Raw genomic sequence first — 20,312 nt, 5'->3', positions numbered from 1 at the left:
AAAAACTAAGGATATCAAATGGCTAAAGGGCAATCACTACAAGACCCATTCTTGAATGCGTTAAGAAAAGAGCGTATTCCCGTATCCATTTATCTGGTAAATGGGATCAAACTTCAGGGGCAAGTGGAATCGTTCGACCAGTTCGTGATTCTGTTGAAAAACACAGTTAGCCAGATGGTTTACAAGCATGCCATTTCAACGGTTGTACCATCACGTGCTATCACTATGCCTAGCTCAACCCAAGGGGATGCTGAAAATAGTAAAAGTGAATAATTTAAAAGGTACATTGCTTGTTTGACCGTTATGAAGCCGGTGAACAGGCTATTCTTGTTCATGTAAATTTTGCTGACGAGAACAGCAAAGAAGATCTCGCCGAGCTTGAATTGCTCGTATCTTCTGCGGGAGTGAATGCGGTAGACGTACTTACGACGTCGCGCAGTGCTCCGCATGCTAAGTATTTCGTTGGTTCTGGTAAAGCCGAAGAGATTGCTGCTTCTGTGAAAGCGCATGATGCTAATGTAGTGATTTTCAATCATGCGTTATCGCCGTCTCAAGAGCGGAATCTCGAAGCCATCTGCAAATGCCGGGTCTTAGATCGTACCGGCCTTATCCTCGATATCTTCGCACAACGTGCCCGGACACATGAAGGTAAGTTGCAGGTGGAACTGGCACAGCTTCGACATATTTCTACCCGGTTAATTCGTGGATGGACACACCTTGAGCGTCAGAAAGGCGGGATAGGTCTGCGTGGTCCGGGTGAAACACAGCTCGAAACCGACCGCCGGTTGTTACGTGGCCGTATTAAAGCCATTCTCCGTCGGCTGGAGAAGGTACAGAAACAACGTGAGCAAGGGCGCAGATCGCGCAAACGTGCCGAAATTCCCACGGTTTCTCTGGTTGGCTATACCAACGCAGGGAAATCGACGTTATTTAATACCATCACAAATTCCCACGTGTATGCAGCGGACCAGCTGTTTGCCACGCTGGATCCTACTCTCCGCAAAATTGACTTGCAGGATGTGGGGCCGGCTATTCTGGCAGATACCGTCGGGTTTATCCGTCATCTCCCTCACGACCTGGTTGCAGCATTTAAAGCTACGTTACAGGAAACTCAGGAAGCAGATTTACTGCTCCATGTTGTTGACGTGGCAGAGGCAAACTACCGTGAAACGATGGATGAAGTGAATGCGGTGCTTGAAGAAATTGAAGCAGATGATATTCAACAATTAATAATCTGTAATAAGATTGATAAACTTGATGAAATATCACCGCGTATAGATAGAGACGACGAGGGTGTACCTGTTCGTGTATGGGTGTCTGCTCATTCCGGAGAGGGGCTCGATTTATTGAGTAAAGCACTTACCGATTGCTTAGGACAGAGCATGGTAAGTTACACACTGCGGATCCCCCCGGCGCAAAGTAAATTGCGCGGGGTGTTGTATGATTTAAATTGTATCGCAAATGAGGCCTATGACGACGGCGGTGACTGGGTAGTGGATGTAAGAATGCCCACCAGCAACTGGAACCGTTTAGAAAAACGCCTTGATGACGGCTTGTCCGGCTATGTGGTACATCATTAAACGACAGATTCGTAACGACAGATTTTAAAATCAGATCCCAAAATAATTGAACGGCTGTTCATCGCGGGCAGCTTATTCAGTTATCGGGGGTTAACCACTTATGGAGTATCAGCATGGCTTGGAATGAGCCGGGTGGCAAAAATAACGACCCGTGGAAAAACCGCGGCGGTCGCGATCAGGGGCCCCCGGATTTGGACGACGTGTTCAAAAACCTGTTTGGTAAATTCGGAAAAATGGGCGGTGGCAACGGTGGTTCAGGTAAAAGCCTGGGCACAGTCGGCGCTGCTATTCTAATCGCGCTGCTGGCCGTAATCTGGGTGGTAAGCGGGTTCTATACCATCCGTGAATCAGAACGTGGTGTAGTGCTTCGTTTCGGTGAATATTCTCAGCAGGTAGAACCTGGACTTCGCTGGAAGCCAACCTTTATCGATACCGTTATTCCGGTTGATGTCACATCTATCCGCGACCAGGCTTCGAGCGGCTCCATGCTGACGGAAGACGAAAACGTGGTGCGTGTTCAGATGGAAATGCAATACCGCGTGGTAGACCCGTATCGCTGGACGTTTGCGGTAACCAGCCCTGAAATGAGCCTGAGCCAGGCACTCGACAGTGCAATCCGTTACGTTGTAGGTCATTCGCAAATGGATGATGTATTAACCGATGGCCGTGAAGTCACCCGTCAACGTGTTTGGGAAGAACTGCAAGCTATTCTTGAACCTTACGATCTTGGTGTCACCATCACTGACATGAACTTCCGTGATGCCCGTCCGCCTGAAGAAGTGAAAGATGCATTCGATGATGCTATCGCTGCTCAGGAAGATGAACAGCGTTTCATCCGTGAAGCCGAAGCTTATGCACGTGAAATTGAACCCCGTGCCCGTGGTCAGGTTAACCGGATGAACGAAGAAGCACAGGCTTACAAAGAGCGTGTCATTCTGGAAGCGCAGGGTGAAGTGGCCCGTTTCTCTGAGCTGCTGCCTCAGTTTGAAGCTGCGCCTCAGGTTACCCGTGAGCGTATCTATCTGGAAACGATGGAAGAAGTACTGGGTAAAACCAGCAAAGTGCTTGTCGACAGCAAAGGTGGAAATAACATGATGTATCTGCCGCTGGATAAAATGATGGAACAAAAATCATCATCTGCGCCGGCCCGTTCATCTTCGTCTTATCAGTCGCTGCCATCTTCATCCGGCAGTAACTCATCGGGCTCAGCAACGCAGAGTTCCGGTTTCCGTGACAGTCGTTTCGGTAACGGAGGAGAATAACGCATGAAGAACTTACTCATTGCAGTAGTAGTACTGTTTGTTATTTTGCTGTCCGGCTCGTTATTTGTCGTAAGCGAAGGCGAAAGAGCAATTGTTATTCAGTTCGGTAAAGTACAACGTGATGACGCCACCGGCGAAACACGCGTATTCGAGCCCGGCCTGCATTTCAAATTGCCGTTTATCGATTCTGTCCGTCGTCTGGATGCCCGCATTCAAACGCTGGATGATGTGCCTGATCGCTTCGTTACTTCAGAGAAGAAAGACCTTATTGTCGATTCCTATGTGAAGTGGAAAATTGCTGATTTCGCAAAATATTACCTCTCTACACAAGGTGGTAATAAGTTGCAGGCAGAGGCGCTTCTGAAACAGAAGGTGAACAACGGTCTGCGTTCTGAATTCGGTGCCCGCACCATTGCACAAATCGTATCCGGTGAGCGTTCTGCACTGATGAATCAGGCAATGGAACAAGCCAGCGAATCATCTAAAGAACTGGGTATTCAAATCGTTGACGTACGGGTTAAGCAAATTAACCTGCCTAACGAAGTCAGTAACGCGATCTTCCAGCGTATGCGTGCAGAGCGTGCTGCGGTAGCCCGTGAGCACCGTTCGGAAGGTCAGGAACAAGCCGAAGTGATCCGTGCAGATATCGATGCAAAAGTTACCGTTATGCTGGCAGACGCGGAGCGTAATGCCCGTCAGGTACGTGGTGAAGGTGACGCACTGGCAGCACAAATCTATGCAACGTCTTACTCGAAGAACCCCGATTTCTATAGCTTCCTGCGCAGCATGGATGCCTATCGTAAGAGCTTCAATGGTAAAGATGACGTGATGGTGCTTGCACCGGACAGCGATTTCTTTAAATACCTGGATAATTCCAAGGGTAAATAAATCGTAACTTACTGAAAAACCCGCTTTAAGCGGGTTTTTTTATGCCCTTAAAACCCACTGTCAGACGTTTTTTTCGTCGTCCTAAAGTATGGAAAATAGCCGCTTTACAGCCCTTTTGCTGCGAAGACGCTGTTTATTCGCTATACTGTGCGCGACATTATTATAATCAGGCTGCATAAAATGCAGATCTGAATAAAAACGACAGAGGTTTATCTTGAGTTCCAATCAGTCTCAGGTGCCGTCCCGCGGGGATGCTGCACAGAGCGGATGGTTCGCACGATTTTTGGCTACCGTTGAGTGGCTCGGGAATTTGTTGCCGCATCCGATCACATTATTCGCATTACTATCTGTATTCATCGTCATCTTAAGTGGCATCCTGGGCTACTTCGATGTGGCTGTGGCTGATCCCCGTCCTGAAGGCGCAAAAGGCCGGGAAGCAGACGGCATGATTGAAGTCATCTCGCTGATGAGTGCTGAAGGTCTTCAGCGTATCGTTACCGGTCTGGTGACCAACTTCACAAGCTTTGCTCCGCTCGGTACTGTGCTGGTGGCATTGTTGGGCGTATCAGTGGCAGAGCACTCCGGTATGCTTTCCGCGCTGATGCGCTCTCTGGTGATGGGTGCACCTAAGCGCGTGGTCACATTCGCCGTGGTGTTTGCCGGCATTCTTTCAAATACCGCATCTGAGCTGGGATATGTTGTCCTTATTCCGCTGGCTGCTATGATTTTCCATTCACTCGGCCGCCATCCGCTGGCCGGGCTTGCTGCTGCATTTGCCGGCGTGTCGGCGGGTTACAGCGCTAACCTGTTACTTGGCACCGTTGACCCGTTACTTTCCGGCATCACTGAAACCGCCGCGCATATGATTGACCCTGAATATGTGGTCGGCCCGGAAGTAAACTGGTATTTCATGTTCATCAGTACCTTTGTGATTGCCATCATGGGCACCTTTGTGACTGAAAAAATTGTCGAACCAAGGCTGGGTAAGTACAACGAATCGGTTGCGTCTGTGGAACTGGAAGGCCAGTCCATGGAAGCGCCAACGGCTCTGGAAAAGAAAGGTCTGAAAATGGCCGGCCTTGCATTCGTGGCAGTGTGTGCTGTGCTGGCACTTACCGTCGTACCTGAAAATGGCCCGTTGCGAAATCCGGAAACCGGCCTTATTACCGGGTCACCTTTTCTTAAAGGCATCGTCGCTTTTATTTTCATTACCTTTGCGATACCTGGTTTCGTATACGGCAGGGTAACAGGCTCGATGAAAAATGACCGCGATGTGATTAACGCCATGTCGAAAAGCATGGGAGCAATGGGTCTCTACATCACGCTGGTATTCTTCGCCGCCCAGTTTGTAGCCTTCTTTAAATGGACAAACCTTGGTACGTTCCTCGCCGTTAAAGGTGCTGCGTTGTTGCAGGCCGCGGGTCTTGACGGGCCGTCGGTGTTCATTCTGTTTATTTTAATGTGCGGACTGGTGAATCTGTCGCTGGGTAGTGCCTCGGCGCAGTGGGCTGTGACTGCGCCCATTTTCGTACCCATGCTGATGTTATTAGGTTATGCACCGGAAGTGATTCAGGCTGCATATCGTATCGGCGACTCGGTTACCAACGTGATCTCGCCGATGATGAGCTATTTTGGTCTGATCCTCGCTATGGCGGCTAAGTATCGTAAGGATGTCGGAATGGGCACTCTGATTGCCATGATGCTGCCTTATTCTATGGTATTTATCCTTGGCTGGTCGCTGCTGTTTTTCTTCTGGGTATTCCTTCTTGGTATGCCTGTTGGACCGGGTGCGGCAACCTTCTATACACCTTAACGAAATGTAATGTCCCTGAGGCCGGCGAATACCGGCCTTTTTTATTGGCGACCCGCAGCGATAGTAATCGCTTAAACTGAATCAAATAATCGTTATAAATGTCTGATTCCGGGGATCAAAATTGTCTCAGGTTCAGTATAATTAATTGTCTTTTTGATTAGTTGGCAGCGATTCCAGGTAAAGCAGCATGAAATATATTAACTCTACCCATTTCACACATGGCCAGGCAGACCGGCTGGGCGTGCTGATCACCAATTTAGGTACACCTGAGCAGCCGACTAAAGCAGCGCTGAAGCCTTACCTGAAAGAGTTTCTTTCCGATCCCCGGGTTGTCGAAGTTCCCCGCCTGATTTGGTGGTTCGTACTCAACGGGGTGATCCTTAACTTCCGGCCCGGACGGTCTGCAAAAGCCTATTCCACAGTGTGGACAGACGAAGGTTCACCGTTAATGGCGATCACTAAGGCTCAGCATGCAGCACTGGCAGAGAAGTGCCGGGAGAAATACGGCGACGATGTGGTAGTTGATTTTGCCATGCGCTATGGGCAGCCGTCCGTGGCGTCTGCCATCGACAGAATGCTCAGTCAGGGCGTGAGAAAGCTGGTAGTACTGCCGCTGTATCCGCAATATTGTGCATCCACCACTGCGTCGACTTTTGATGCTGTGGCAGCCGATTTTACCCGCCGCCGCTGGATGCCGGAATTGCGCTTTGTCACGCACTACAATGACGAACCCGCTTACATCGAAGCGCTGGCTGCAAGTGTCAGGCAGCATTGGGAGGAAAACGGCAAAGCTGATTTGCTGGTTATGTCCTATCACGGGATCCCGAAGCGTTATCTGACCAATGGTGATCCATACCACTGCGAGTGTCATAAAACATCAAGATTGCTGGCTGAAGCGCTGGATCTGAAATCGGACGAATACATGACCACCTTCCAGTCCCGTTTTGGCCGCGAAGAGTGGCTTCAGCCGTACACTGACGAAACCATGAAAGGATTGCCGGGTAAAGGCGTGCGGTCCGTGCAGGTACTGTGCCCCGGGTTTTCTGCGGACTGCCTGGAAACCATTGAAGAAATCGGTGAGGAAAACAAAGACTACTTCATGGAAGCGGGCGGAAAGCGTTTTGAATATATCCCTGCGCTAAACGACTCACCGGCACATATAGATACGTTAATGACGCTCATCGAACGTAATCTGCACGGCTGGCAGGCATCTGCACAAAACCGTAAACGGGAAGCACTGGCGAAAGCCCTCGGTGCAGACAGGTAAGCTGTCCGGTGATAAAAGCCGGATCAGCCCGGCTATTTATCGTTGAACAGGAGAATGACCATGGACAGTAATGTAAAAGCTCCGGAAGAGCTGCTCAAGGCACAAAAATGGGCAAACATGCTGGATACGGCGATAAAGTTGCCTGTTATTCCCTTCCGTATCGGGCTTGATTCTATTATCGGTCTCATCCCGGGCGCCGGTGACGCAGCCATGCTCATTGCCGGTTTTCGTATTATCTCTCTTGGAAAAAAGATGGGCATGCCATCCGGCTTGCTTAAAACTATGGTACGTAATTCTATTATGGACTTCGCTCTCGGCTTCATCCCGTTTGTTGGCGATATTGCCGACTTCTTTTATAAATCTAACAGTAAAAATGTGCAGATTATGGAGAAGTGGTGGATAAGTAATAATAAGGCTGCGGTCGACCGCGCCACGCAGGAAAAATTGTCAGCCTGGCAGGAGCAACTCACCGACTGACCCGGCGTTCCGGCCCGGAACTGTAAACAAACCTAATCGCTTTTAGCTTTCCCGCCGTAGCACACCTTACCAGCTAGTAAACGTAAGGAGCGACAGAACGGAATGAAAGCCTCAGACCTCTTTGTTAAAGCGCTTGAAGCTGAAGGTGTGGAATACATCTTCGGTATTCCGGGTGAGGAAAACCTCGATTTACTGGAATCTCTCCGCACATCTGACATTAAACTTGTGCTGACCCGCCACGAACAGGGAGGGGGATTCATGGCCGCCACCTACGGCCGGCTCACCGGTAAAGTTGGCGTGTGTTTATCTACCCTCGGCCCCGGCGCAACGAATTTAGTGACGCCCGCCGCCTATGCGCAACTCGGCGCTATGCCGGTGTTAATGATCACTGGCCAGAAGCCGGTAAAAACCAGCAAACAGGGGCGTTTTCAGGTCATTGATGTGGTAGATATGATGCGTCCTATCACTAAATACACAACCCAGATTGTCAGCGGTGACCGTATCCCGTCTGTGGTGCGTGAAGCTTTTCGTCTTGCATCAGAAGAACGCCCCGGCGCAGTGCACATTGAATTGCCGGAGGACATTGCTGATGAAAGCACTTCAGCGTCCCTGTTGAAGCCCAGTTATACCCGCAGACCGATAGCAGAGTATAAAGCCATCCGCGAAGCTGTTGAGATGATTGAAAGGGCTGCGTCTCCATTGTTACTTATCGGTGCCGGCGCAAACCGTAAACTCACAGCAAAAATGCTCAGAGAGTTTGTAGATAAAACAGGGATCCCGTTTGTCACCACCCAAATGGGAAAAGGGGTGCTTAATGAAAGTGATCCTCTGTTTGCCGGAAACACTGCGTTATCCGACGGTGACTTTGTCCACCGTGCCATCAGCCGTGCTGATCTCATTATCAATGTAGGCCATGATGTGGTTGAGAAGCCGCCGTTTTTTATGCACGACGACGGAAAGAAAGTTATTCATACTAATTTTGAGCCGGCCGCTGTTGACCCTGTGTACTTCCCTCAGGCAGAAGTTGTCGGCGACATCGCTAACAGTATCTGGCAAATAAAGGAAAAGGTATCGCCTCAGTCCGGCTGGAAGCTGGATTTTTATAAAGATGTGCACGATGCCTATGTCAATCACAGGCGGGAAGCGGAAGATGATGACCGGTTTCCGGTTCTGCCGGAACGTTTTGTCCGCGATATCCGCAAAGTGATGCCGGATGAAGGTGTTGTGACGCTGGATAACGGCGTGTACAAAATCTGGTTTGCCAGAAACTATCCGGCCTACCACCCCAATACTTTACTGCTTGATAATGCCCTTGCCTCTATGGGGGCCGGTCTGCCTTCTGCTATTGCTGCAAAACTCGTTAATCCTGACAAGCCCGTAATCAGTGTATGCGGTGACGGTGGCTTTATGATGAACAGTCAGGAACTGGAAACTGCCGTCAGACTCAATCTCGATCTGACTGTCATTATTCTCCGGGATGACGCTTACGGCATGATCAAATGGAAACAGGCTCATATGTCTTTCGACAACTTCGGGCTGGACTACGGGAATCCTGACTTCGTGCAGTATGCCAACAGCTATGGCGCCAAAGGCTGGCGCATCGAAGATACCGCCTCACTCAGCGAGGTTATCACCCGGTGCATTAATACGCCCGGCGTTCATGTGGTGGACTGCCCGGTTGATTACAGCATGAATGATGAAACGCTGAATCAGACAATCCGCGAATTAAGTGACAAGCTTTAAGGAGTTCTTACATGTTGAATGAAAGCTATCCCTACTATCTTGCAAGCAAGCCTGTGTTTGCTAACACCGATCTGGACGTAACGAACAAGTATACCGGTGAAGTGGCAACCAGAGTGGCCAAAGCCGGTGCTGATGTTATCGACAAAGCCATTGCTGCGGCAGAAAAGACGCAACCAGCCATGGCGGCTATGAAGCCCTATGAACGCAAAGCGGTACTGGAACATTGCGTAAAACGCTTTACGGAACGTAAGGACGAGTTGGCAAAGGCGCTGTGTATTGAAGCCGGAAAACCGATAAAAGATGCGCAGGGAGAAGTAACCCGCCTGATTGATACTTTTCAGATAGCGGCTGAAGAATGTGTGCGTATAGAAGGTCAGGTACTGAATCTTGAGATATCCGCCCGCGCTTCCGGTTATCAGGGCATGACAAAACGGGTGCCCATTGGTCCCTGTTCGTTTATCTCACCGTTTAACTTTCCGTTAAATCTGGCCGCGCATAAAGTTGCGCCGGCGATTGCTGCCGGTTGTACGTTTGTTCTGAAACCTGCTTCAAGAACACCCATCGGCGCGTTGATTATCGGTGAAGTGCTGGCAGAAACAGATTTACCTGAAGGGGCATTTTCCATTCTGCCATGTAACCGTGACGGTGCGGATTTGTTTACTACTGATGAACGGTTAAAGCTGTTGAGTTTTACCGGCTCCCCCGATGTGGGCTGGGCACTTAAAGCCAAAGCCGGTAAAAAGCCTGTCGTACTGGAACTTGGCGGTAACGCTGCCTGCGTCGTGGATGAAGATGCTGATATTGATGATGCTATTAAACGCATTATCGTTGGCGCCTATTACCAGTCCGGTCAGAGCTGTATTAGTGTGCAGCGTATACTGGTACACAAAAACATTTATGAAACCTTCCGTGAAAAATTCGTTCACGAAGTATCGGCGTTAGTGGCCGGCGATCCTGCAGATGAAAACACGTTTATCGGCCCTATGATTTCAGAGTCTGAGGCGGAAAGGCTGGAGGATTGGATCCACGAAGCCAGAGAGGCAGGGGCAACGGTTCTGTGTGGTGGCACGCGAAAAGGCGCTATGCTCGATGCCACCGTTATGGAAGGCGTACCGGCAGACTGCAACGCCAGTGCTGAAGAGGCATTCGGGCCGCTTTCGGTATTAGTGCCCTTCGACGATTATGACGAAGCCTTAAAAGAGGTTAATAACAGCCGCTATGGTTTGCAGGCAGGTATTTTTACCCGTGATCTGTATAAAGCTCATAAAGCGTGGGATGTTCTGGAAGTCGGCGGCGTAGTGATCGGCGATGTGCCAAGCTGGCGGGTTGATAATATGCCCTATGGCGGAGTGAAGGATTCCGGCCTTGGCAGGGAAGGGATCCGCTATGCCATCGAAGATATGACCGAAACCAGGCTGATGGTTATCAGAACACCCTGATCCACCGTCAGTAGGGGAATAAACCCGGGCCGGTGTCACAACCGGCTGTAACCCTACGTGAGATTTTTTTCATTTGCTATCATCCGCCAGGCTGATTTAATAAAAGAAAAGTTGTCTCTATTATCCCTGATAACAGTGAACAGGCCTCAATATGTTAGATAAAAGTCAGTTAAGCCCACCGGTTGCTACAGCGAATGTGAACGCTCAGGAAATCGCCCGCTTTGATGCGCTGGCTGATGCATGGTGGGATCCTGACGGTAAATATAAAACCGCGCTGTCTTTCAATGCCGCGCGGGTAGATTTTATCGAACAGGCAATCAATAAGCATTTTCGCCCAAAGGGATTGGCCGATGCATTGTTTGAGGGCTTATCAGTATTGGATGTTGGCAGTGGCGGCGGGTTGATTTGCGAGCCTCTGGCTAAGCGTGGCGCAGACGTGACCGGCATTGATGCCAGTGCGACCAGTGTCGAAGTTGCAAGACGGCATGCACTGAAGCAAAACTTGCCGGTAAGCTACCACCATTGTCTGGCCGGTGAATGGGCAGATAAAGGACAACAGTATGATGTGGTCATCAATGCTGAGGTGGTAGAACATGTACCTGATCAGCAAACGCTGATTCAGGAATGCGCCTCCATGGTTAAACCGGGCGGGTTACTCATTCTGGCAACCTTAAACCGTACTTTTCGCAGTTTTATTGTTGCTATTGTGGGGGCCGAATATGTTATGCGCTATCTGCCGGTGGGTACGCACAGCTGGTCAAAGTTCGTGAAACCTGAGGAGCTTGACAGTTGGACAGGCAGTCAGTTTGTACGTCACACACAAAGCGGGTTTAAGCTTAACCCGCTCACCGGACACTGGAAAACCACGCCTTCCATGGCGGTAAACTATCTCTGCTGCTATAAAAAGCAGACCTGACAGTGCGGTCTTCCCGTCCGGTAGTGGGTTGGTCAGCTTAGCAGCTCAGGTTGGGTGAACCTGGCGGTATGGACACTGGCTATGTGCACATCTTCCGATGAAATAGTGCTTACGTATAACCAGTTAGCCTCTACCACCTGTGGTGTAAAGGTTACTGTCATGTATCCTCTCAGGTTCAGATTGCAGTATTCCAGATCCTTCACCAGCAGCGGCAGAGCCTGTGCCAGGCGGTGTGCCTCATTGTTATCCATCGTCAGATAACTCTCCATACCGGGAGACGAAACACTGGATGTGCCGAACTCTATACCCACGGCCTGATTGTCGCCGGTAGTCAGCTTGTTGCACCAGCCGTTGTGCGTATCGCCGGCAAAGACGATTGCCGCTTTCCCTTTTTCCCTGAACTGCTTATAAAGTGTTTCCCGCTCTGCCGGATAGCCGTCCCATGCATCGAGGTTGTATGCCATCGTGGTGTTTAGCCGCGCGGTTTCCTCATCGCTCACCGGTTGTCCGGCCATTTGTTTGCGGCGGATATCAGCAAGAGCATGGATTTTTGAAGGGATTTCTTCCCGTGGTGTGCTTGAGAATATTTCTGCCGGGAAGAACATTTTTCCCATTAATACCTGTTGCCCCAGCACCTGCCAGGTCGCTTTACTCTTTTCCAGGGATTCAAGTAACCAGTCCCGTTGTTGCAAGCCCAGTATAGTGCGGTCTTCTGCCATCAGCGCGGCAGTGAAGCCGATGTCATCAAACTGGCCGGTCTCTTCGTCAGTAAAAGCGGCGTAACTAAGTTGCTTATCCCGTCCGATAATACGGGTGTCCAGCATGTACAGTGACAGCAAGTCACCAAATTCGAATGTACGGTAGATTGTCGGATCGGTGTCGCTCACCGGTGGCCGGATGGGCAGCCACTCATAGTAGGCCTGTACCGCAGCGGCGCGGCGTTTAAAGAAGTCGCCTTCATCCGGCTGGTGGTTTTCGGCACCTGTGGTGTATGTATCGTTTGCCACTTCGTGGTCGTCCCACACTACAATCCAGGGCTTATTCTGATGCAGGGCTTTTAAGCCTTTATCAGTGCGGTAAATCGCGTACCGGTTCCGGTAGTCCGCAAGGGTGATAATTTCTTCATCGTTATCAGTGGCAAAGGTGCGACCTAATTCAGCTGCACGCTCTGTGGCGTAGCCGTCCCCGGCATATTCGTAAATATAGTCACCGAGATGCAATACAAAGTCGATACTCTCATCTGCAGACGCTGCCAGATAGGGGGTGAAAAAACCGGCAGGGTAGTTTGAGCAGGAGAACAATCCGAGTTTGACGTTGTCGACCTGTCCCGCCGGTAAAGTAAGTGTTTTCCCCACAGGTGATGTTTCTGTGGCAGTTGAAAACCGGTAAAAATAGCGGGTGGACGGTGATAACTCCCGTACATCAACTTTTATTGTGTAGTCACGGGCAGCGATGGCTTTGGCATGTCCCGAACGGATGATATCTGAGAAGTTACCGTCTGCTGCGATTTCCCAGAAAACCGTTGCCGAAGGGGAGTCGCCGGCAGGAACCGCTCTGGTCCATAAGATAATACTGTCCGCAGACGGGTCACCACTGGCAACACCATGAGAAAAAGAAACCGGATTCTCCGGTAAGCCTGCAGTTGCACTGCACCCGGTTAAACCGGTAGAAATAACCATACTGCCGCTTAGTGCGGCGGATAATTTAAGAAATAAACGGCGGTCCATGTGTCATCCTGAGCCGGGTAAAAGCTCATACTAGTCAGCATATATGACGAATTCGTGGCAGGTGGAGTTGGATAACTGTTGAACAGTGCAATGCTTTTGGCAAATAACTGTTATAATGGCGCCAAAGCAAAATCAATAAGTGAGTACATGAGCGACGATCCCCATTTTCAGCGAGAAAAAGAGAAATACGATAATCCGGTAGCCAGCCGTGAGTATTTAATGTCTGTCATGAAAGAGCAGGGCAAGCCCTTGTCTTTTTTAGAAATCTGCTCGCTGGTGGACGCGTTCGAAGAAGACAGCCGGATTGGCATTCAGCGCCGTCTGCGCGCCATGGAACGTCAGGGCCAGGTGCAGTTTACCAAGCAGAAGAAATATGCGCTGCAAAACCGTGATGAACTGATCCGTGGCCGTATTATCGGTCACCGTGACGGTTACGGCTTCCTTCGCCCTGAAGACAACAGCGGCGATTTATTTATCAGTACCGGACAGATGAATCTGTTCATGCACGACGATTTCGTTGAAGCCCGTGAAAGCGGTACTGACCGCCGTGGACGCCGGGAAGCTTTCATCAATCAGGTTATTGAGCCCCGCAGTGAGCCCATTGTCGGCCGGTTCTTCGTAGAAAAGGGCATTGCCGTTGTGATGCCTGATGACAGCCGTCTTCAGCATGAAATTGTGATCCCGCCGGAAGCAACGAAAGGTGCCCGTATGGGGCAGGTGGTGGTTGTTGAGATCACTCAGCGTCCCCGCCGCCGCATCAGTCCTGTCGGAAAAATTATCGAAATCCTCGGTGACCACATGGCGCCCGGCATGGAAATCGAAATGGCCCTGCGCACTTTCGATATCCCTCATGTCTGGCCTGACGCCGTTGAGCGCTACGTTAAACGGTTCACTGAAGACGTACCGGAAGAATCTAAAGAAGGACGCATCGATCTGCGTCAGTTACCACTGGTAACGATAGACGGTGAAGATGCCCGTGACTTCGATGATGCTGTGTTCTGTGAGCCGCTGGATGAAGGGGGCTGGCAACTGTGGGTGGCTATTGCCGATGTGAGTACCTATGTGAAGCTGGGTACGGCCCTCGATAAAGAAGCACAGAATCGTGGTAATTCCGTGTATTTCCCTGATCAGGTGATTCCCATGCTGCCGGAAGTGCTGTCGAACGGGTTATGTTCACTGAATCCGGAAGTAGACCGCCTGTGTATGGTCTGTGAAATGACGATTACTGAGCAGGGAAAGCTGGATAAGTATCAGTTTTATGAAGCGGTGATGAACTCTCACGCCCGTCTGACATACACCAAAGTGTGGCAGATTCTGGAAGGTGATAAGGAACTTCATCAGCGATACGAGGCTCAGGTGCCTCATCTGCGTAACTTGCATGATTTGTATCGGGCATTGAAGCGTGCCCGTGCCCAGCGTGGTGCCATTGAGTTTGAAACGCAGGAAAGTAAATTCGTTTTCAATGCTCAGCGCAAGATAGAAAATATCGTACCGGTAGTCCGTAACGACGCGCACAAAATGATTGAAGAGTGCATGATCATGGCGAACGTCAGTGCGGCAAAAATACTGGAGAAGCATAACCAGCCTGCATTATACCGGGTGCATGACAAACCTGATGCAGACCGTTTGACGGCATTTACCTCCTATTTAGGAGAAGTAGGCATTCCCCATCGTATCACTGAAGGGGCAAGCCCTGCAGATTTCACCGATGTGGTAGATAAGATCAGAGCCCGTCCGGACCAGGAGCTTATTCAAACCATGCTGCTTCGCTCTATGAAGCAGGCGGTTTACGATTGCGATAACGTAGGACACTTTGGTCTTGCGCTGGACGAGTATGCGCACTTTACCTCGCCAATCCGCCGTTATCCGGACTTAGTGGTGCACCGCGCCATTAAAGCGATTCTTAAAAAGCAGAAGCAAAAGGTTACCGGCCCTAAAGCGTATACCGTTGAGGAAGTGGAACAACTCGGTGAACAGTGCTCCATGACCGAACGTCGTGCCGATGATGCTACCCGTGATGTGGCCGACTGGCTCAAGTGTGAGTTTATGCAGGATCACGTGGGTTCTACCTTTGAAGGTGTTATCAGTTCAGTGACTAACTTCGGTTTGTTTGTGCGTATTACGGACTACCATATTGATGGCCTGGTTCACATTACGTCTCTGGACGATGATTACTACCGCTATGATGATGTTAAACAAACTTTGCAAGGTGAGTCCGGCGCACGGCAGTTCCGCTTAGGCGATACCTTATCGGTGAAAGTGGCAGCGGTGAACCTGGATGAAAGAAAGATTGATTTAATTCTCGACGGCACTATGCTGCGCGGCCGCGGTGGCAAAAAAGTACAGGTAAGAACGGCAGCATCAAAATCTGCCGGCGATCGCAGAAACACGACTGACCGCAGAGATGGCGGTAAATCGTCTGCCACCGGAAAAGGGCGTAAATCGCGGGAGAAAGGTAAAACCGAACGCCGTTCTGATAGTAAGAAGCCGGCAACCCGTGCGCCGAAGAAATCCCGTAGTAAATCAGGTAAAGGTAAGAAAAAGTAAATGGCGCAACAAGAATGGTTATATGGTCTGCATGCCATGCAGTCGGTATTGGAAAACGAGCCGGAGCGGGTACTGGAAGTACTGGTACTCAAAGGCCGTGATGACGACCGTCTCAAGAATATTATTAATCAGGCCAGACGGTTTGGGATCAGCGTGCAGTTTTGTCAGCGCAAGGTACTCGATGATAAAGTGCAGGGCGAACAGCATCAGGGCGTGGTTGCACGTGCCAAGCCTGCACGGGCGCTGGATGAAGCCGATCTTGATGCTATCCTGAGCCGTCACGCAGAACCTTTTCTGCTGGTGCTTGATGGTGTTACCGACCCTCATAACATTGGCGCCTGTTTACGTACCGCCGACGCTGCCGGTGTGCATGCGTTAATCGTACCCAAGGATAAATCCGGTGGCCTTACTGCAACAGCCAGAAAAGTTGCCTGTGGTGCCGCAGAGTCTGTTCCACTTATTCAGGTTACCAACCTTGCCCGTACGCTCAAGCATTTGCAGGAAAAAGGCGTGTGGATTGCCGGTACTGCCGGAGAAGCAGAACAGCTGATTTATGATGTCGACCTGAAAGGGCCTACAGCGCTGGTAATGGGCGCTGAAGGCAAAGGCATGCGCAGGCTCACCCGTGAACATTGCGACCAGTTAGTCAAATTACCCATGGCCGGCGCTGTGTCGTCACTCAATGTGTCGGTGGCGACGGGGGTGTGTTTGTACGAAATAGTCAGGCAACGCCAGAGCTGATTTTCAAATCAAGGCCACATTTTGTGGCCTTTTTTACACCCGCAGCCCGCACTCTTTCGGGTATTTACTCAAGTCTAATATTCACTTATTTTAAATATTTAATTAAATAGTTCTTAAAAAAATACTGAGAATCATTATTATTACCGCGTCAGGACCAACCAACAGGTAATAATCATTGTGAAAAAGTCTATTTTGTCACTCAGTATTCTCTCCGCCCTTTGTGTGTCAGGTAACGTCGTTGCTCAGGAACAGGCTAAGGTTGAGGCGCAGGAAGAAAGTGTAGAACGTATCACTATCCGCGGTGCCTTCTTCGGCCAGCAGGTCGCAGACGCGGTGAAAACACCCACGTTATTGCTGAATGTGCCGCAGTCAGCATCTATTATCGGTGAAGCACAAATTGAAGAGCAGGGTCTGTTCAGCGTTGCTGATGCTATGCAATATACCCCGGGTGTCAGTATCGGGTTGGGTGAAGATCACCGGGACCAGATCACTATTCGCGGTCAGAACACCACTGCTGACTTCTTTGTTGATGGTTTACGGGATGATGTGCAGTATTTCCGTCCGCTCTATAACGTAGAGCGTATTGAAATCATGCGCGGTTCCAATGCACTGTTATTTGGCCGCGGTGGTGGTGGTGGTGTGGTTAACCGCGTAACCAAAACCGCTGATGTATCATCAGACTTCACAGTTCTGAGCGGGAATATCGATACGTTCAGTGCCGGCGGTATTACCCTTGATACCAATGTCGTTATCGATAAAGACCAGGCATTCCGTCTGAATGCAGCGGCAGACAGTGTTGATAGTCACCGCGATTTCAAAGAGGGCAACCGTTATGCTTTTAATCCGACCTGGTATCTTGCGCTGAGCGACGTCACTTCTCTGAATGCATCTTATGAGTATGTGAATGATGACAGGCTGGTGGACAGAGGGATCCCGTCGTTGAACGGAAAGCCGTTAAACGGCGTTTACGATACATTCTTCGGTGATAAAGATTTCAACAACACCACGCTGGAAGCTCACATTGCCCGCGTAAAGCTGGATCATAAATTATCAGCTGAGTGGTCAGTGAATACTACTGTGCAGTTTGCTGACTACGATAAGGCTTATCAGAACTTGTATCCCACTGCCTTCGATGATGAATCGCAGTTTGTCACTCTCGACGGCTACCGCGATACCACACAGCGGGAAAACTTCCTGTGGCAGCTTAACGCTATTGGTCAGTTCGATACCGGGGCAGTTTCTCACACTGTACTGGCCGGTGCTGAATATGCTGATCAGAGCACAGAGAATGCGCGCATGGACAACCAGTTCCTTGAAAATGGCAGTGACAAACTGTCATTTATGTTCAGCGATCCCCTTGTTGTTCCGGCACACACATTAACGGCTCCGGTACGAGACCGTGCGTCTGATGTCAGTGTGGTTTCTGCATTTGTGCAGGATGAAATCGGACTGGGTGAAAACTGGGTACTGGTTGCCGGTTTGCGATACGACAGCTTTAATATTGATGTCACCGAGCAGATTGAAATTAACGATGGCGCAGAAGATGGCAACAACGGTTTGCTGTCCAGTGATGACAGTGAAATCTCTCCCCGCTTTGGTGTGATTTTTAAACCGGCGGAAGATATTTCACTGTACGCCAGTTACAGTGTGTCGTTCCTGCCACGCTCCGGCGATCAGTTCCTTACCTTGTCATTGAGTTCTGCGGCTCTGGATGCTGAAGAGTTCAGGAATACGGAAGTGGGCTTTAAATGGAACCTGACTGATTCACTGAACCTTTCTGCGGCCGCATTCAAAGTGGAAAGAGAAAACGGTGCCACAGTGGATCCGGACAATCCTGAGGTGTCACAACTGACCGGCACAGAAACACAGGGCTTCGAGTTGCAGTTGTCGGGATATATCACAGATTCATGGTCTGTGACCGGCGGTTACAGCTACCTCGATGGCAACCAGACCAGTGTTTCCGGCGCCGGTTCCGGTGAAGGTCAGCGACTGGCACAACTGCCGGAGCATATGTTCAGTGTATGGAACAAATTCCTGATTGACGAGAAGTGGCAATGGGGACTGGGTATTGTTCATCAGTCAGAGCAGTATGCGTCTTTGAGTAACAATGTGACTTTACCTTCCTTTACACGCTTTGATGCTGCTGTGTTCTATATTCACAGCGATGCATTGTCATTGCAGCTCAACGTCAATAACGTGCTTGATACGCAGTATTTCCCCTCAGCACACAATGACAACAACATCAGTACAGGCGCACCGCTGCACGCAAGAGTTGCAGCGGCTTACCGCTTCTGAGCTGATTAATAAGCTTATTTTCAGCATACAGTGAAACGGCCGGTGTTTACCGGCCTTTTTGTTGCATAAATGGATCAAATTGTTCGATTTTTCAGTTCAATGTAAACAGTGCAAAGATTGCGTAAATCGTCGAACTGACGCGGGTTTCAGAGAGACTTAACGGGGTAAAATAACGACGTTCCGGTTAATCCGGACATCAATCACTACTTTCAGTTAAGGATTTACGTTTTTATGGTATCCCGCACACTTAAGTCGCTTATTAAGTTGTTTGCTGCCGTTGGCGTTGCTGTTGGCCTGACCGCCTGCGGCGGGTCAGACAGCAGTTCAGACTACTCGTACGCATACATTCAGTTTTACAATGCTTCACCTAACGGGGCAACTGTCACAATGCGTGAAGTTGACGGCGACGATTTAGGTTCTGCACAATTCGGTGACACAACCTCACTGATTTCAGCTGATTCCGGTGACCTGGAATTGGAATTCATCCGCACCGATTCTGACGATCAGGAAATCCTGCTTGAAGAGATGACGGTCAACCTCAGCACCGGTTACAAAACGTTGATCGTTCTGAGCGGTGATTTCAGTCAGCCTGAATTCATCGAATACAAATTTGAGCGTGAGTCTTTAGATGACCACTTCCGTCTGTTCGTTACCAGCATGTTGGTGGATGAATCTCAGTACGATTTTTACCTGGCAGAAGACGGCGACCCGTTTGAAGCGGCAAACTATCTGGGTACTGTGTCTTATCAGGAATTGTCTGAAATGACTTTCTGGGATCCGGATGACGACAGTGAAGATTTTGATTCAGATGAATACACGATTTACCTCACAGAACCGGGCTCTACCGACGTGGTTTTCGAATCACAAACACTGGATTTCACTTACGATACTGAGTATGTGCTAGCTATTCGTGACGTCAGTGGTGCTATTCAGGCAGGTATGTCTATTGATACTATTTTGAATTCTTCATATGTGACAAATGTGACAGACGTAGATGCTGATGCACAATACCGTATCTACAACAGCACAGAATCCACATCACCGCTGACGGTTACCTTCGGTGGCAATGACGGTGAAGAAGACACAGAATTCACATTGTCTGCCGGTGAACTGTCTGATTTTACTGAAATCAAATACGGTGACTACCGTGTCACTGTGCAAACTGAAGACGGCAGTGCAACAGCGCTGACTAACAAGCTGATCACCCTTAATCAGGGCGAAAGTAAGGCGATTATGATTTACGAAGCTGACGGCAAACTGGCTGCAGCGACGTTTGTTGAAAGTGGTCTGCCCCAGTCTTACGACAAAACCGTTAACTTCATCAATCTGGTAAGCGATTTCGATAATATCGATTTCTATCTGGTGCGCAGCGATGAAACTATCGACACTGCCGATTACTACACCATGAATCTTGAGCTTGCTGAAAGCAGCACGCTGGTTCTGCCTTCTGACTACTACGAAATCATCGCAGTATATGAAGACGAAAACGATGAACAGGTACTGCTTGACCGTACTGCACTGTATGGTTTCACAGAAGAAGAAAACTACATCGTTACTGTAGAGCCTGCAGATACAGCAACAGGGTATGAAATCAACGTATTGTACTGATACGTGATT

Annotated in this window: 15 protein-coding genes; 14 read left to right on the top strand and 1 reads right to left on the bottom strand. The window is 49.7% G+C overall.

All coding sequences use genetic code 11. From position 1 onward, the window contains the following. Nucleotides 1-18: 18 nt before the first annotated feature. From hfq to ubiG, 10 genes are all read left to right on the top strand, one after another. Nucleotides 19-273 (top strand): RNA chaperone Hfq, encoded by a 255-nt coding sequence (gene hfq, locus ACXAGR_RS06750; RefSeq protein WP_119499852.1) that lies wholly within the window; start codon nucleotides 19-21, stop codon nucleotides 271-273. A 17-nt stretch (nucleotides 274-290) separates the two neighbouring features. Next, the gene (gene hflX, locus ACXAGR_RS06745; protein ID WP_474848910.1) at nucleotides 291-1,580 is read left to right on the top strand and encodes a ribosome rescue GTPase HflX; all 1,290 of its coding nucleotides are present in this window, start codon (nucleotides 291-293) and stop codon (nucleotides 1,578-1,580) included. A gap of 113 nt (nucleotides 1,581-1,693) precedes the next feature. After that, complete coding sequence (hflK, locus tag ACXAGR_RS06740) at nucleotides 1,694-2,842, top strand: FtsH protease activity modulator HflK (RefSeq protein WP_474848908.1); 1,149 nt, start codon at nucleotides 1,694-1,696, stop codon at nucleotides 2,840-2,842. Nucleotides 2,843-2,845: 3 nt separating this feature from the next. Then, complete coding sequence (gene hflC, locus ACXAGR_RS06735; RefSeq protein ID WP_474843541.1) at nucleotides 2,846-3,730, top strand: protease modulator HflC; 885 nt, start codon at nucleotides 2,846-2,848, stop codon at nucleotides 3,728-3,730. 214 nt (nucleotides 3,731-3,944) lie between these two features. Beyond that, the gene (locus ACXAGR_RS06730; protein ID WP_474848906.1) at nucleotides 3,945-5,543 is read left to right on the top strand and encodes an AbgT family transporter; all 1,599 of its coding nucleotides are present in this window, start codon (nucleotides 3,945-3,947) and stop codon (nucleotides 5,541-5,543) included. Between the two features lie 187 nt (nucleotides 5,544-5,730). Further along, entirely contained in the window at nucleotides 5,731-6,810 is a 1,080-nt protein-coding gene (gene hemH / locus ACXAGR_RS06725) for a ferrochelatase (RefSeq protein ID WP_474848904.1), read from the top strand. A 60-nt stretch (nucleotides 6,811-6,870) separates the two neighbouring features. Further along, a complete protein-coding gene (locus ACXAGR_RS06720) occupies nucleotides 6,871-7,287 on the top strand; it encodes a DUF4112 domain-containing protein (RefSeq protein ID WP_474843535.1) in 417 nt (138 codons plus the stop codon). 102 nt (nucleotides 7,288-7,389) lie between these two features. Next, on the top strand, nucleotides 7,390-9,030 hold the full coding sequence (locus tag ACXAGR_RS06715) for an acetolactate synthase large subunit (protein ID WP_474848902.1): 1,641 nt from the start codon (nucleotides 7,390-7,392) through the stop codon (nucleotides 9,028-9,030). An 11-nt stretch (nucleotides 9,031-9,041) separates the two neighbouring features. Continuing rightward, complete coding sequence (locus ACXAGR_RS06710; protein ID WP_474848900.1) at nucleotides 9,042-10,469, top strand: aldehyde dehydrogenase family protein; 1,428 nt, start codon at nucleotides 9,042-9,044, stop codon at nucleotides 10,467-10,469. Nucleotides 10,470-10,620: 151 nt separating this feature from the next. Further along, nucleotides 10,621-11,385, top strand: a complete 765-nt coding sequence (gene ubiG, locus ACXAGR_RS06705; protein ID WP_474848898.1) for a bifunctional 2-polyprenyl-6-hydroxyphenol methylase/3-demethylubiquinol 3-O-methyltransferase UbiG — start codon at nucleotides 10,621-10,623, stop codon at nucleotides 11,383-11,385. 32 nt (nucleotides 11,386-11,417) lie between these two features. On the opposite strand, the gene ACXAGR_RS06700 is transcribed toward ubiG, so the two are convergent. Then, nucleotides 11,418-13,112 (bottom strand): alkaline phosphatase D family protein, encoded by a 1,695-nt coding sequence (locus tag ACXAGR_RS06700; protein WP_474848896.1) that lies wholly within the window; start codon nucleotides 13,110-13,112, stop codon nucleotides 11,418-11,420. Nucleotides 13,113-13,259: 147 nt separating this feature from the next. On the opposite strand from ACXAGR_RS06700, the gene rnr reads away from it, so the two are divergent. The 4 genes from rnr (at nucleotide 13,260) to ACXAGR_RS06680 (ending at nucleotide 20,303) form a co-directional block, all read left to right on the top strand. Next, nucleotides 13,260-15,659 carry a ribonuclease R gene (gene rnr / locus ACXAGR_RS06695; protein WP_474848894.1) on the top strand — a complete coding sequence of 800 codons (2,400 nt, stop codon included), beginning with the start codon at nucleotides 13,260-13,262 and terminating at the stop codon, nucleotides 15,657-15,659. Then, entirely contained in the window at nucleotides 15,660-16,400 is a 741-nt protein-coding gene (rlmB, locus tag ACXAGR_RS06690) for a 23S rRNA (guanosine(2251)-2'-O)-methyltransferase RlmB (RefSeq protein WP_119499863.1), read from the top strand. 177 nt (nucleotides 16,401-16,577) lie between these two features. Beyond that, nucleotides 16,578-18,695: a TonB-dependent receptor gene (locus tag ACXAGR_RS06685; RefSeq protein ID WP_474848892.1), complete on the top strand. Its 2,118-nt coding sequence runs from the start codon at nucleotides 16,578-16,580 to the stop codon at nucleotides 18,693-18,695. Between the two features lie 231 nt (nucleotides 18,696-18,926). Continuing rightward, nucleotides 18,927-20,303: a DUF4397 domain-containing protein gene (locus ACXAGR_RS06680; protein WP_474848890.1), complete on the top strand. Its 1,377-nt coding sequence runs from the start codon at nucleotides 18,927-18,929 to the stop codon at nucleotides 20,301-20,303. The last annotated feature ends 9 nt before the right edge of the window (nucleotides 20,304-20,312 follow it).

This window comes from Alteromonas sp. ABH4_457 (genome assembly GCF_056160625.1).
The sequence above is the reverse complement of the archived record's forward strand: the minus strand, read 5'-3'. Positions and strand labels throughout refer to the sequence as shown.